The 14,632-nt window shown below is 41.3% G+C and carries 17 protein-coding genes; all 17 read right to left on the reverse strand.

Translation table 11 applies throughout. The features are described 5' to 3' along the window. Positions 1 to 9: 9 nt before the first annotated feature. Positions 10 to 813 (reverse strand): tryptophan synthase subunit alpha, encoded by an 804-nt coding sequence (gene trpA / locus M2353_RS10560; RefSeq protein WP_017359752.1) that lies wholly within the window; start codon positions 811 to 813, stop codon positions 10 to 12. Then, positions 810 to 2,009: a tryptophan synthase subunit beta gene (gene trpB, locus M2353_RS10565; protein ID WP_039165720.1), complete on the reverse strand. Its 1,200-nt coding sequence runs from the start codon at positions 2,007 to 2,009 to the stop codon at positions 810 to 812. Before trpB ends, trpA begins: the two co-directional genes overlap by 4 nt. Continuing rightward, positions 1,990 to 2,658, reverse strand: coding sequence for a phosphoribosylanthranilate isomerase (locus M2353_RS10570; RefSeq protein WP_272511667.1), 669 nt, complete (start codon positions 2,656 to 2,658; stop codon positions 1,990 to 1,992). The genes trpB and M2353_RS10570 overlap by 20 nt, the downstream gene beginning before the upstream one ends. Further along, positions 2,655 to 3,407, reverse strand: coding sequence for an indole-3-glycerol phosphate synthase TrpC (gene trpC / locus M2353_RS10575; RefSeq protein WP_008344552.1), 753 nt, complete (start codon positions 3,405 to 3,407; stop codon positions 2,655 to 2,657). The genes M2353_RS10570 and trpC overlap by 4 nt, the downstream gene beginning before the upstream one ends. Then, a complete protein-coding gene (trpD, locus tag M2353_RS10580) occupies positions 3,400 to 4,422 on the reverse strand; it encodes an anthranilate phosphoribosyltransferase (RefSeq protein WP_017359755.1) in 1,023 nt (340 codons plus the stop codon). The genes trpC and trpD overlap by 8 nt, the downstream gene beginning before the upstream one ends. Further along, positions 4,394 to 5,941 (reverse strand): anthranilate synthase component I, encoded by a 1,548-nt coding sequence (gene trpE, locus M2353_RS10585; protein ID WP_072368270.1) that lies wholly within the window; start codon positions 5,939 to 5,941, stop codon positions 4,394 to 4,396. The genes trpD and trpE overlap by 29 nt, the downstream gene beginning before the upstream one ends. Positions 5,942 to 6,173: 232 nt before the next feature. Continuing rightward, the gene (aroH, locus tag M2353_RS10590) at positions 6,174 to 6,557 is read right to left on the reverse strand and encodes a chorismate mutase (protein WP_008344549.1); all 384 of its coding nucleotides are present in this window, start codon (positions 6,555 to 6,557) and stop codon (positions 6,174 to 6,176) included. After that, positions 6,554 to 7,645 carry a 3-dehydroquinate synthase gene (aroB, locus tag M2353_RS10595; protein WP_113767079.1) on the reverse strand — a complete coding sequence of 364 codons (1,092 nt, stop codon included), beginning with the start codon at positions 7,643 to 7,645 and terminating at the stop codon, positions 6,554 to 6,556. Before aroB ends, aroH begins: the two co-directional genes overlap by 4 nt. Beyond that, a complete protein-coding gene (aroC, locus tag M2353_RS10600) occupies positions 7,645 to 8,817 on the reverse strand; it encodes a chorismate synthase (protein ID WP_007500947.1) in 1,173 nt (390 codons plus the stop codon). The genes aroB and aroC overlap by 1 nt, the downstream gene beginning before the upstream one ends. Before the next feature lie 76 nt (positions 8,818 to 8,893). Beyond that, on the reverse strand, positions 8,894 to 9,670 hold the full coding sequence (locus tag M2353_RS10605) for a CheR family methyltransferase (protein ID WP_008344547.1): 777 nt from the start codon (positions 9,668 to 9,670) through the stop codon (positions 8,894 to 8,896). Positions 9,671 to 9,814: 144 nt separating this feature from the next. Beyond that, entirely contained in the window at positions 9,815 to 10,261 is a 447-nt protein-coding gene (gene ndk, locus M2353_RS10610; RefSeq protein WP_003216015.1) for a nucleoside-diphosphate kinase, read from the reverse strand. Positions 10,262 to 10,390: 129 nt separating this feature from the next. Continuing rightward, a complete protein-coding gene (hepT, locus tag M2353_RS10615) occupies positions 10,391 to 11,353 on the reverse strand; it encodes a heptaprenyl diphosphate synthase component II (RefSeq protein ID WP_024718506.1) in 963 nt (320 codons plus the stop codon). Positions 11,354 to 11,377: 24 nt separating this feature from the next. Continuing rightward, positions 11,378 to 12,082: a demethylmenaquinone methyltransferase gene (locus M2353_RS10620; RefSeq protein ID WP_007500957.1), complete on the reverse strand. Its 705-nt coding sequence runs from the start codon at positions 12,080 to 12,082 to the stop codon at positions 11,378 to 11,380. Between the two features lie 3 nt (positions 12,083 to 12,085). Beyond that, entirely contained in the window at positions 12,086 to 12,853 is a 768-nt protein-coding gene (locus M2353_RS10625; RefSeq protein WP_024718505.1) for a heptaprenyl diphosphate synthase component 1, read from the reverse strand. A 115-nt stretch (positions 12,854 to 12,968) separates the two neighbouring features. Next, positions 12,969 to 13,199, reverse strand: coding sequence for a trp RNA-binding attenuation protein MtrB (gene mtrB, locus M2353_RS10630; protein WP_008344541.1), 231 nt, complete (start codon positions 13,197 to 13,199; stop codon positions 12,969 to 12,971). A gap of 23 nt (positions 13,200 to 13,222) precedes the next feature. Beyond that, a complete protein-coding gene (gene folE, locus M2353_RS10635; protein WP_003215789.1) occupies positions 13,223 to 13,792 on the reverse strand; it encodes a GTP cyclohydrolase I FolE in 570 nt (189 codons plus the stop codon). Between the two features lie 190 nt (positions 13,793 to 13,982). Continuing rightward, the gene (gene hbs, locus M2353_RS10640; protein ID WP_003215863.1) at positions 13,983 to 14,261 is read right to left on the reverse strand and encodes a non-specific DNA-binding protein Hbs; all 279 of its coding nucleotides are present in this window, start codon (positions 14,259 to 14,261) and stop codon (positions 13,983 to 13,985) included. Positions 14,262 to 14,632 lie beyond the last annotated feature (371 nt).

Raw genomic sequence — 14,632 nt, forward strand, 5'->3', positions numbered from 1 at the left:
TGTTTCACCTCATTTGAATGAATAGAGGGGACTAAATGTTTTTGCATATGTTTCAAATTCTCTTAAAGCCTCTTGGCGTGTATCACTTGCTACTAATTGTTCTTGAAGCTCTTCAATTTTTTTGACAAGCGCACTGCCGACAACGACACCATCACTCATTTTATTCATTGAGTCTACTTGTTCTCTTGTTGAAATACCAAAACCTACAGCAACTGGTATTTGACTCAACTGTTTCACTTGTTGAATAAAATCTGTAATCGATGCGTCGAAAGATTGTCTAACACCTGTGACGCCGAGAGATGAAACACAATACACAAAACCTTCTGCCTGCTCTACAATTTTTTCTAATCGTTCCTTGCTTGTTGGTGCAACGAGTGATATATATGAAATGTCGTGTGCTTGACAGTTCTTCTGCAGCTCGCTGCTCTCTTCAAAAGGCAAGTCGGGTGTTAAGAGTCCCGAAATATGATTTTTGCGCAGTAAAGCGAAAAAGTATTCTGTGTCTAATTGTAACACAGGATTATAATACGTAAATAGAATTACAGGAATTTTTACGCCGTTTTTTTTCATCTTTCCTGCTAATTCTATCGCTTTTACGATATTCATACCATGATGAAGTGCTCTTTTAGAAGCTCTTTGAATGACAGGGCCGTCCGCTAACGGATCGGAATACGGAACACCTAGTTCAATCGCATGTGCCCCTGCTGCTTGAAGCGCGAGAGCTAAATCAATGGTGATCTCTTCTGATGGATCACCCGCTGTAATAAATGGAATAAATAATTTCTGACCTTGCTCTAATTGAAATGTGATCATTTTGTTTCACCCTCACTTTCAAGCACATTCATTAATGTATGCACGTCCTTATCTCCTCTGCCTGACAAGCAGACAAGGACAATGTCGTCTCCCCTCATGTTCTGGCTCATTTCAAACGCTTTTGCTAAAGCATGTGCAGATTCGATCGCTGGCAGGATTCCTTCTTTTTCTGTGAGCAGCTTTAACGCATCTAGTGCTTCTTGATCTGTCGCACTCACATATTGAACCCGGCCGCTCGCATGCAAATACGCATGCTCTGGCCCGATCCCCGGATAGTCTAATCCAGCTGAAATCGAATAAGGCTCAATAATTTGACCAAATTCATCTTGGATCAAGTATGTCAAAGATCCATGTATGACACCTTTTGTCCCTTTCGTGATGGTCGCTGCATGAAGCGGAGTGTCGATTCCTTTCCCAGCAGCTTCTACACCAATGATATCGACCTCTTCATCTAAGAACGCCCGGTACATCCCTATCGCATTGCTCCCTCCGCCAACACAGGCAACGACTTTATGAGGAAGCTGCCCTTCCTTTTCAAGTATCTGAGCTTTTGCCTCATCTCCGATCATCCGCTGAAATTCACTGACGATTTGAGGATACGGATGAGGTCCAACGACTGAGCCGATCATATAAAAGTGGTCACTGCAATGCTGGACCCAATAGCGGATGGCTTCATTGGTTGCATCCTTTAATGTTCCGTTCCCGCTTGTGACAGGTATGACTTCAGCGCCGAGCAGTTTCATTCGGAACACATTGAGTGATTGTCTTTCCACATCTTCTTTTCCCATAAATACAGTGCAGGATAAACCGAATTTTGCGGCCACTGTTGCAGCAGCTACACCGTGCTGACCTGCTCCTGTTTCGGCGATGATATTTGATTTTCCCATTTTTTTCGCTAGCAGTGCCTGCCCAAGCGCATTGTTAATTTTATGAGCGCCTGTATGGTTTAAATCTTCTCTTTTTAAATAGATTTTAGCACCACCGAGATATGCCGATAATTGATCAGCGTATGTGAGTGCAGTTGGTCTGCCTGAATAGTTTTTCAAAAGCGATATATATTCCTTTTGAAAAGCAGGGTCTTCTTTTAATTCACGAAAAGCTTGTTCGATCTCTTCTAGTGGCTGCATGAGCGTTTCAGGAACGAATTTCCCTCCAAATTCTCCATATCTGCCAATCTCATTTGGATATGCGTACATGGTTCAACATCCTTTCTTCGAGCACTTTCATCTTTGTACTGCTTTTCTTTCCGTTTTCTTCTATACCGCTTGAAAGGTCTATGGCGTCTGGACCAAAAGCAAGCAGATCTGTTATGGTGTCTGGCGTGATCCCGCCAGCAATGGCGCAAGTTTTTCCCAGTTGTTTTGCATGCTGAACATATGAAGGCACTGCCTCCCATGCAAAAGCTGTTCCAGAACCGCCTCTCATTCCTTTCACTTTCGCATCAATGAGAAAACCGTCGACACTTGGAGCAAATGCCGTCATATGTTCAAGTGTGTCGTTTACATCGGGCTCGTGATGGAACACTTTCCAAACGAGCGCCTTCGTTTGTTGTTTGATGTCGCTTGCATCTTCTGGCGTCTCATCACCATGAAGCTGCACAATATCTAAGGGGAGGTTGTTTGTGATCTCGCACACTTTTGGTGTTTTTTCATTCACAAATACGCCCACTATCTCTTTTTTGCATTTTACTTGTGACAGCCAGTGTTTCACTTGATCTGGATGAACTCGTCTTTTACTCGGGGCAAAAATAAAACCGATGGCATCCGCTTGTGATTGCGAGATGCATGCGACATCCTCTTGTGAGACAGCCCCGCAATATTTTAAATAAGGTTTCATCCTATTCATTCTCCGAACAATGCCTGAACGGCTTTCTCCTGTGATTGTTCCCTCATTAAAGATTCACCAACAAGAACGGCGTTTGCTCCATGCTGTTTCACAAAGGTCAGATCATCAAATGTCTTTATGCCGCTTTCACTTACTAGTAATACGTCTTTTGGAACAAGTGGCGCGATCTCTTTTGTTTGTTCAACTGTTGTTGTAAACGTATTGAGATTCCGGTTGTTCACACCGATGATCTCAGGAGTGAATAGGTGTAAGATCTTTTCTAGTGTATGTGCTGCATGTACTTCAACGAGGACATCCAGTCCTTTTTCTTTCGCTTCTGTATAGAGCTCATACAGCTTTTGCGGCTCAAGCACCTCTCCAATTAATAAAATGGCATCTGCCCCTATCCGTTTCGATTCCTCTACTTGTATAGAGTCAATAATGAAATCTTTTCTTAAAATAGGACGTGTGATGTGTTCTTTAATAAGAGACAAATATTCGTTTTTCCCTTGGAAAAACGGTTCATCCGTTAAGACAGATAAACAATCTGCATTCGATGCCTCGTATGCTGTTGCTGTCTGTAAAGGATCAAAATGAGGCTGAATGATTCCTTTGGAAGGAGACGCTTTTTTCACCTCAGCAATCAGTCCAATCGAGCGGTGAGGATTCATAAGGGATTCTTTAAATGATCGTCTTTCATAATGTCCATCCTCAGGTAATTGCAAGGTTTTCACATGTTCTTTTTTACGGGCGATAATTTGATTAAGCATAGATCTCTTCCTCTTTCGTTTTTTGTTTTAGACGGGCTAATTGTTCTTTAGCTGATCCGTTTTTGATCGTTTCTAATGCTTTCATTGTTCCTGCCATCAGACTCTCTGCTTTTCCTGCCACATATAATGCGGCCCCAGCATTAAGCGCTGTAATATGAAGCGGTGCTCCACCCGCTTGATAATTCAATATATTCTGAATCAATTTGGCACTTTCTTCTGGTGATTGGACCTGAATGTCTGATAAATGCCCTTTTTCAAGTCCGAAGTCTTCTGGGTTTAACGTATATTCTGTCATGACACCTTTTTTGAGTTCAATGATGTATGAATTTGCTGTAATGGTTAATTCATCCAGCCCATCATCTCCGCAAACAAACAGGACATGTTCTGGCTCTAAAGGAGCAAGAGCTTTCGCCATGAGCTTTGCCTTTTCCTTTGCATACACACCAATGATTTGCTTTTTGGCCTGCATCGGGTGGCAAAGCGGTCCTAATAAGTTAAATACCGTCCGAAATCCGAGCTGCTTGCGTACGGCGGCTACTTGTTTCATAGAAGAATGATAGAGCGGTGCAAATAAAAAGCCCATGTTTTTCTGCTGTATTTGTCGTCTTGTTTCTTCAGGTGTGGATTGAATTTGAATACCAAGACATTCTAGCACGTCAGCACTCCCGCTTTTAGAGGAGACGGAACGATTTCCGTGCTTGGCGATTTTCGCCCCAGCAGCCGAAGCAACGATGGCAGCGGCTGTTGATATATTAAATGTTGATAAACCGTCGCCTCCTGTCCCGCACGTATCAACGACATCAAGTGACCTTTCTACTGGTGCTGCATGCTGCCTCATGGCTTTCACGAAGCCTGTCATTTCTTCGGCGGTTTCTCCTCGATGCGCTAAAATAGATAGACTAGCAGCGACTTCAGCATCTGTTAACGAGCCGCTCATCATATCATGCATCAGGCCATTCGCTTCTTTTTCTGATAGTTTTCCTCCATTAACAAGAGCTGATAGTCGTTGATTCATTTGGCACACTCTCCTTTTCTGAGAAAATATGTTCAGCAAGCTGAATGGCTTTTAGAAGTGCTCCTGCCTTATTACATGTCTCTTCCCATTCGTTTTCTGGAACGGAATCAGCGACAATGCCGGCACCTGCTTGTATTGAAGCAGTCTGATGTTTGACGCTCATTGTGCGAATGGTAATACAGGAATCGATATTGCCGTCGAAACCAATATAGGCAATACAGCCGCCATACGTCTCTCTTGGCTCAGGCTCCATTTCGTTTAATAATTGCATCGCCCTAATTTTTGGGGCGCCTGTCAATGTGCCTGCTGGAAAAGCGGACATAAGTGCGTCTACTGGATGTGTATCCTGCTTCAGCTTCCCTGTCACAATAGAAATAATGTGCATGACGTGCGAAAAATTCACGACTTTTGTAAAAGTTGGGACAGACACACTGCCGTATTCTGCCACACGTCCAACATCATTTCGAGCCAGATCCACCAGCATGTAATGTTCTGCTTTTTCTTTTTCATCATCGAGCAACTCTCTTGCTAGTGCATCATCTTCTTCTTTTGTCATTCCTCGTTTTCTTGTACCAGCAATTGGATGGATTTCTAAGTGTCCGTTTTTCGCATGGATTAATCGTTCTGGCGAGCTTCCGACTAAGTCTCGATCTTTTAATTTCATAAAATACATATACGGTGATGGATTGACGATCCGAAGCACACGATATAATTCAAATGAGCTCACTGTCACTGGAATGTCAAAACGCTGAGAAAGTACACCCTGGAAGATATCACCCGCTCGAATATACTCCTTGATTTTTTCGACATCCTTTAAAAATTTTGCTTTTTCATAGGTAGACGTCACCTGTTCAAACGAAGGGGGTTCATTCATATTCCCTGAGATAATCAGTTCTTTCATATCAATTTTTGTATGAAGCTGCTGTATCATCAGTTCAAGCTGCTTTTGATTTTCTCGATAAACCAGAATTTTTTCTTCCTCTGTTTCATGACCGTTCAGCTGCGTGTACTGAATAAAATGAACTTGGTTTGTTTCGTGATCAAATGCGATCATTGTTTGGCAAACAAATAATGTGCAATTATCTGTTGTTGATGCATTCGGATGCGGCTTGACAGACGGCTCAATGTTGGGAATGAGGTCGTAACTTAAGTACCCTACGGCTCCGCCAGTAAATGGGATATCAATTTCAGGTGTCTTGATTTGATATTGCTCTTTCATCCAGTCAAGCAACTCTTTCAGCTCCGCTTTTTGCATCACTGACTTTCCCGCAGCGTCACGAGCAATATAATGGTCTTGCTCGTCATGTAATGTTAAAAAAGGATGTAATCCGATAAAGGAATATCTCGACCAGCTAGAAGATTCGTCTTTGCTTTCTAGCAAATACACAATATCCTGTTTCAGTTTCTCAACAATTTGAATAGGTGAGAGCGTATCAACTGTAATGGTTTCAACAATCGGGATGGTTTTGTAAAACTGACTGTCTCTTAAAAATTGGGTAAGATTTGATTGGGATTTCATAAGCACACTCCTTAAATGGATTTAAGGAGAATGAGGGGACATCTTGAGGATTTGTTTGAGTATACGAAATAAGCCTAAAAGAGGCTTCGCTCTTTTAGGCAGTATGATTAAATAGAAGTATCGTATCTCTGCTCAACTCTACTCATCTCAACTACCCTAGTCTCATTCTCATCTTCTCTAAGCTTGCAATGCCGTTCACACCTGTGTGTAAACTTCGGCTGTTCATATCGTATTATAATTCCTTGTTTTTTGTCAACTGTAAATCAGGCCGAAGCGTGACAGCCTCTTCCAAGTATACGTGCTGGATGTCTTCCTGCTTGACATCTGTCTGAACGGTCATTAAAACGCGAATACACTTCTTTAGACCTCCATCAATGTCAAGCTCTTGCATACAAGTAACAGGCACATAGGTCCATCCTTCAAACTGCCTGAGTGCTTTTGCTGGAAAAACAGAGTGAATATCTTGTGTAGCTGAAATCAAGATCTGCACGACACGCTCTGGATCTACTTGATTTTTTGAAATGATCGCTTCTAGTAGCTGCTTCGTTTTGGTTAACACTTCTGTTTCTGTATCTTCTGTCACAGTTGTAGCCCCGCGTATCCCGCGAAACATCATAGACAGCCCTCCTCCCGTTTCCATTCTTCGAGCCAGTGATACAGCTCATCTTTTGTGAAAGATTGCAGGGTGACGTCTCCAACTTGTTTTAGCAAAACAAACTGAACACTCCCGCCTCTTGCCTTCTTATCACCAATCATGCGATCGACAAATGTTTTGGTTGAAATCGTTTGTGTGACTTGTACTGGGAACCCTAGTTCTTTCATCCACACTTTAAGTTTCTCGCGATCTAGGCTGAGTCCTTGCTCTTTTTCACTGACATATAAAGCAAACTGCATGCCAATTGCAATGGCATCTCCATGCGTGATCGCACCGTATCCATACTCCGCTTCAATGGCATGCCCTAGTGTATGACCTAAATTCAAGTATGCCCGCACACCTTGTTCTTTTTCATCTTCTTGAACAATGGATGCTTTCACTTGAATCCCTTGATAAAGCATATGTGCCAGTTCATCCTTTGATAATTCTGTCAACGAACGAATGGACATCAGTTCTGATAAAAAGACTTCACTTGAAATCAGTGCATGTTTCATCACCTCAGCAAAGCCTGATCTTAGCTCTATTGGTGAGAGTGTCTCTAGCATACTTGTATCATAGATGACAGCAGCCGGTTGATGAAACGCACCAATTAAATTTTTGCCGAGCGGATGATTGATTCCGGTTTTTCCGCCGACTGCACTATCATGTGCAAGCAGCGTGGTCGGCACTTGAATAAAATCAATGCCTCTCATATAAGTGGCAGCAGCAAAGCCAGCCAAGTCTCCAATCACCCCGCCTCCTAGTGCAATGATACATGAGGAGCGGTCGAGTTGAAATTGGATGGCTTTCGTATGAATCTGCTCAAACTGCGCAAAAGATTTTGATTGTTCTCCGTTTGGCACCACTACTTTTTGTACAGACCATTTCTGTTTAAGTAATTGAACCATTTCATCTCCATAAAGGGCATCGACGGCTGAATCTGTCACGATGAAGAGCTTCGTGTAGGATCGCCCAGTGGAAGTAATCAAGTCTACGATATTTTGTCTAATCCCATCACCGATATATACAGGATAAGTGGCTGAAGACGTCTTCACTTCCAGTTTTTTCATTAAAACTCCCTCTGAAGCTGGCGCATTTTGTCCACATTTTCTTTAATGCGGTCAATTTGATCAAGACCAAACTGCTCAACCACTGCATTGGCGATTTCCCATGCAACGACTGCTTCTGCTACAACACTTGCGGCTGGAACAGCACAGCTGTCAGAACGCTCAATACTTGCAGAGAAAGGTTCTTTTGTTTCAATATCCACGCTTTGCAATGGTTTGTATAAGGTTGGGATTGGTTTCATAACCCCTCTTACGACGATTGGCATGCCAGTTGACATTCCGCCTTCAAGACCACCTAAACGGTTTGTTTTTCTCGTATAGCCTTTTTCTTCATCCCAGATGATTTCATCATGAACTTCACTGCCATTTTTAGAAGCCGCCTCAAAGCCAATACCGAATTCAACACCTTTAAAAGCGTTGATACTCAGTACTGCGCCTGCAAGCTTGCTATCCAGTTTGCGGTCATAGTGTACATAGCTGCCGACCCCAACTGGCATCCCTTCAACGATGACTTCGACAATACCACCAATTGAATCGCCGTTTTTCTTCGCTTCGTCAATGGCATCCATCATTTTTTGACCAGCTTCACTGTCATAGCAGCGAACAGGTGATTCTTCTGTTACTTTTTGCAAATCTTCAATAGATTCATAAGCGGTATGGGAAGCTTTTACTCCACCAATTTCAAGGACGTGACCAGCCACTTTGATTCCAAGGTGAGCCAAAATTTGTTTCGCTACTGCACCTGCTGCTACACGAACCGTTGTCTCGCGTGCTGATGAGCGCTCTAATACGTTTCTCATATCACGGTGACCATATTTAATCGCACCATTTAAATCCGCATGCCCTGGTCTTGGACGAGAGATTTGACGCTTCATTTCACTCTCTTCTTCTTCAGTAATCGGCTCTGCACCCATGACCTTTGTCCAGTGCTTCCAATCATTATTTTCAACAACAAGTGCAATAGGAGAACCTAATGTTTTCCCGTGGCGGACTCCACTTAACACTTTTGCTTGGTCTTTTTCAATCTGCATTCTTCTTCCGCGGCCATGACCTTTTTGTCTTCTAGCCAGTTCATAATTGATGTCATCCTGCTCTATGTAAAGTCCCGCTGGAACTCCTTCAATAATTGTGGTCAGTTGTGGACCATGTGATTCACCTGCTGTTAAGTACCTCATGACTTATTCTCCCTTCATCGCATTAACGCTTTTAAGTAAAACTATAATAACACACTTCCTACTAAAAAGTCAGCTACTACCCCTTCTTTTGATAAAAGAAAGTATCAGCAGAGGTTAGTCCAAACTTTTCTGGGTGAAAAATTTGTTCTGTAGAACCAACAAATAATACGCCGTTTTGCTTTAAACTGCTGCTCATTTTTAAGTAAATTTCTTCTTTCGCCTCTTCTGTAAAGTAGATGAGGACATTTCGGCACACGATGAGATCCAGCTGTTTTTCATATGGATCTGCTAAAAGGTTGTGTTTCTTAAATTGAATGTGCTTTCGAATCTCATCCTTCACCGTGTAAAATGAAGAATCTTCTTTGGTGAAATATTTTTGCTTGATTTGATCTGGCACCTCTTGCAAAGATCGTTCATGATATCTTCCTTTTTGCGCAGATTGCAGTACTTTATCATCTATATCCGTTGCAATAATTTGGAAGTCCTTCACAAGCGGATGGCTTGATAGCAACATTGAGAGTGTATATGGCTCTTCTCCAGTAGAGCAAGCTGCACTCCATATTTTTAGGGTGCCGCTGTTTTTTGAAAGCAGCGGCAGGATTTTTTGATCAAGTACTTCCCAGCGCTGATAATTTCGGTAAAATTCTGACACATTGATCGTCATTCGATCCATCGTTTCATCTAATAGCGCTTTGTCCTTTTCAAGAGCAGACGCAAATGCCTCAAAATCTTTATATCCTTTTTTATCATAAAGAGATGTTAATCTTCGTTTCATTTGTGCTTCTTTATATAAATTCAGATCTACCCCAGTTAGTTTTTTCCATTTCCCAACAAATACTTGATACTGATCCATCAATGTCCTCTCCTGTCTCATCTATCTTTGTCCTAGTATAGCTGTTTTTATCATAAATTTGTATCATCTCATGCGAAAAATCGTATAGAAATCTCAATATAAAAAAGCCAAAGTGATCATTTGATGAACACTTTGGCTTGAACATTAATAAATCCAGCTTGAGATCGTTTGATCCCAGTTTGTCAGTTCTTCTTGTTTGAAGAAAAGGTTGATTTCTCTTTCGGCACTTTCTGGTGAGTCTGAGCCATGGATAATGTTTTTGCCAACAGTTAATCCATAGTCGCCTCTTATTGTTCCTGGAAGCGCTTCCTTCGGATTTGTCTTTCCAATTATCTGCCTTGTTACGTCTACGACTTGTTCACCTTGCCATACCATCGCAAATACAGGTCCTGACGTAATAAAGTCAACCAATTCACCGAAAAATGGTTTTTCTTTATGCTCTCCGTAATGTGTTTCTGCTACTTCTTTTGGAATGCTCATGAGCTTTGCTCCAACAAGCTGAAGCCCCTTTTTTTCGAATCTTGACACAATTTCACCGATTAATTGTCTTTCCACACCATCAGGCTTGACCATAAGAAATGTTTTGTCCATATACGTTTTCCACCCCGTCGTTATGTATGTATAGGCTTACATTGTTACAAAGTGATCGTATCATTTTTTTTTATAATAATCAATTTTTGACAAAAAATTTCACAAAAAAACCAATCAACGAAACGTTGATCAGAATTTTCGTTTACCAATATATTTTGCAATCGACGCTAATGAAGATTTAGCCCGCCCACGCGGAAGTTGATCGAGCTGTTCAAATGCTTTTTTCAAATACATTTCACTCACTCGAATGGAACGGTCGATCGCATCTGTTTGTTTGAGATGTTCAATCACAGGTTTCAGCTGCTTTTCCGTCGTTTCACTATTGATCAGCTTCAACTGACCTTCTAACGTCGGGTTCTGAAGCGCATATAAAACAGGAAGGGTAACATTTCCTTGTAAAAGGTCCCCACCAACAGGTTTACCTAATTCTTCTTCAGTTGCTGTAAAATCAAGGACATCATCAATGATCTGGTACGACATACCAACATAGTACCCAAACCAGTAAAGGGCTTTATGTGTTTTTTCATCTGTTCCAGCTGCAATCGCACCTAATTGGCAGCTACCTGCAATAAGCAAGGCTGTTTTTCGTTTAATTCTTCTTAAATATGTACGAAGGTTTTGGTCCATGTTGTATTTATCTTTGACTTGTTCTATTTCCCCAAGACAGAGCTCGACGACCATTTTTGACAAAATTTCATGTGCCATTGGGTGATTGATTTTCGTCATGTACTCGAGTGACCTTGCAAATAAGTAATCCCCCGTGTACATCGCAATTCTGTTGTCCCATTTTGCTTTAATCGTCGGTTTTCCTCTTCTCAGTTCTGCATCATCAATGACATCGTCATGGACAAGTGATGCCATGTGGATTAATTCAAGCGCTACGGCTACATATTTAATTTTATTAATATCATAGTCACCAAACATGCCTGAAAGGAGAACAAAAACGGGGCGGATTCGTTTTCCGCCCGCTTGCAGCAAATGAAGACCGGCTTCACTTAATAATGCATAATCAGAGCGAACGGTTTGTTCAAGCTCTTTTTCAATTATATCGATATCATGATTTAGAAAAGAAATCATTGCTTTTAGTTTCATTATTTTCACCCAAATATCGTTTATTCAAAGCTTCTTTCCGATATGTGTTGCTGCTACACCGCCTGTAAATGGATGATACGAGACATCAGACAGACCGGCCTCTTCAAAAAGAGACGCCAGTTCTTTCATGCCAGGGAACGTTTTGGCTGATTCTTGAAGCCATGAATACTCCTGATAGCTTTTGGCAAACAGCTTGCCAAAGAGCGGCATGATGTATTTGAAATAGACATAATATCCTTGTTTAAACCCAATCATCTCAGGCTGTGATGTTTCAAGGCAGACAACCATTCCACCGGGTTTTACCACTCGTGTCATTTCCTTTAGCACTGTTAAGTAATCAGGGACATTTCGAAGGCCAAAACCGATTGTGACATAATCAAATGAGTTGTCCTCAAAAGGAAGCTCCATTGCATTGCCGTGGAGCAGCTCAATTTGATTGTAGCCGCCTGTTTTCACCTTCGTTTCGCCAACACTCAGCATATTTTTACTGAAGTCAAGGCCTTTGACCTCGCCTGTTTCTCCAACAGCGTCTGCAAGTGCAATCGTCCAATCGGCAGTTCCGCAACATACATCTAGCGCTTTGGCTCCTTTTTGAACATTCATGAGCTTCATTGTTTTATCGCGCCATTTTTTATGCTGTTTAAAGCTAATGACAGAGTTCATTTGGTCATAGTTTTTATAAATTTTTTCAAATACACCGTGTACTCGCTGTTCTTTTGATTGCTGCATGACTTACCCTTCTTCCACTTTCTGATGGTACGCAGGTTCATTTTTCATATGATCCAAGCGATTTAATAGCTCTTTTTGAACGATCGGAGATGAAACTAGATGCTCCTTGATTGATCGTTTGGCCTTTTCATAGCCTTCACTTTCAAAGTTGTCAAAACATGTATAGGCGTCCGTATAGCTATCGTTCAAAAAAAGTTTTAAATGTTTGTCGTCTTCTGCTTGTTTCATAAAACGTTTATAAACAAGGAAGCGACTTGCAATTTCATTCCAATGCGTCAATTGAAAGTGCTCAGAAATTCTTTGGAATAGCGCAGATTCTACTGTAGCAACACTTTTATAAAAGTGGGCTGCATCTTGAATGGATCGATCATATAGTCTAATTTTATGTTCATTAATCTCTTTGATCGCCGTGGCGAGAGTACGGATCATGTAAATATCTTTCATGTCAGAGAGAAGAGAGTAATAGAGACCGCTGAAATAGTCTCCTGCTAGGATGGTCAACTGACGATTTTTGAACTCGTCTTGTTTGATGGCTGCAGCAGTTGTGACTTCGTCATGGGTATCAAGGGCAATTTGCACAAGCATCGCCGTTAAAATATAATTTTCTTTTTTCTCAGCATCGATTTGAGCTTCATCAAACATTGCATGAAAAAGAAGGAGCTTATCTTCATCGATGAGCGGCGCACGCAAATGCTTCGCCAAATAAGGATGAGAAAGCTTTTTGTTTAATTTTATATTCAGATTAGATAAAATTCCGTAGATGTCTTGCAAAGATATCACCCTTGTCCCAAAAATTACAGTTTCATATGTAGCTCTCTACATTGTATAGAGATTTATTATACCATATCAGGCCTGACTTTCATGCTATCAAGTGCATAGTCGTGCGTTATTTCTTTGCTTCGCTTTGAATTTCACCGAAGCTTGTTTGAATGACAGCATCGCCTCGCACTTTGATGGCTGATGTGTGCTCAGTAAATTGTGCGATAATGACTTCACCTTTATCGAGCTTTTCGGAATGGTGAAATCTTGTATCGGAACCTCTAGTTAAGCCGATCACATTGACACCATTATCAATGGCTTTAATCACCACAAAATCAGATGCTTTATTTTCACTCAATCTGTTCACCTTCCATCTATGGATTAGTCGTTTTTAATAAATGAAAGCACTTCTGCTCTTGCTGCCGCATCATTTGCAAATGTACCGCGTACGGCTGAAGTGACGGTTTTAGCGCCGGGTTTCTTCACTCCGCGCATCGTCATACACATATGCTCTGCTTCAACGACAATCATCACACCATGTGGATTTAAAGTTTCCACCATACTATCTGCAATCGTTGATGTAATGCGCTCCTGAAGCTGCGGGCGCTTTGCCACGGCTTCTACTGCTCTCGCCAGCTTGCTGAGTCCCGTTACTTTTCCGCCGCGCGGAATATAAGCGACATGGGCTTTGCCATAGAATGGCACAAGATGGTGTTCACACATTGAATGAAAAGCAATATCTTTCACAAGAACAAGTTCTTCATGATCTTCACCAAAAATGGTTTTAAAATGTTCTTTTGGATCTTCATTTAATCCCGAGAACACTTCTTCATACATTTTTGCTACTCGTTTTGGGGTATCAAGAAGTCCCTCACGATCTGGATCTTCTCCGATTGCTTTTAATATATCGCGTACCGCGTGTTCGATTAATTCTTTATTTATTTCACTCATGTATTATATCCTCCAAAGGCGATTACATTTCATTCAGATTCTAGCACACTTCAGATCCTAAAAGCAAAGGAGAGCGTTCTAAACAAACCATTTGATTCAAAAGGAAAAGCCCCTTATCAAAGGGGCTTTTCTAGACCAGTGTGAAACTGTATATGTATAACTCCTTCAATAGGATCATTACACATAACGATTATTTACCTGCCACCGCGTCTTTAAGTGCTTTACCTGGTTTGAAAGCAGGTACTTTGCTTGCAGGGATTTCGATCTCTGCACCAGTTTGTGGGTTACGTCCTTTACGAGCTGAACGCTCACGTACTTCAAAGTTACCAAAACCAATAAGTTGGATTTTGTCACCATTTTTAAGTGCATCTAAAATTGTATCAAAAACAGAATCAACTGCTTTTGTCGCGTCTTTTTTAGATAACTCGCTTGCTTCAGCAACCGCGTTAATAAGTTCTGTCTTGTTCATGCCTTTCACCTCCTCCCAAAAATATGCATTCAATAGATTGTTATCATTTCTTCACAATTCATCTTCTTTCTATACACTTTTTTTGAAAAAAAGAGCGTCTAGAAAGCGTCATACATGGCTTTTCATTAGAAAACTTCTCTTTGAAGGAATGTTTGTCCAACAAAGTGAAGATTTTCTGTAAGTAGATTAACACATATGAAATACCATATCAAGCATTTTAAAGGGAAGAATCCTTATTCGTCAAGGATTAAGGGCACTTTTGCGAACGAATATTCCTAATTTCAGCCTGAATCTGACTAATCTTTATACAATTGTCTTTTTATGACTTCACCTGCACGCAAAAAAAGACCCCCATCAATGAGAGGTCTCAC

This window comes from Bacillus aerius (assembly GCF_029894105.1).
Classification (GTDB): Bacteria; Bacillota; Bacilli; order Bacillales; family Bacillaceae; genus Bacillus; species Bacillus altitudinis.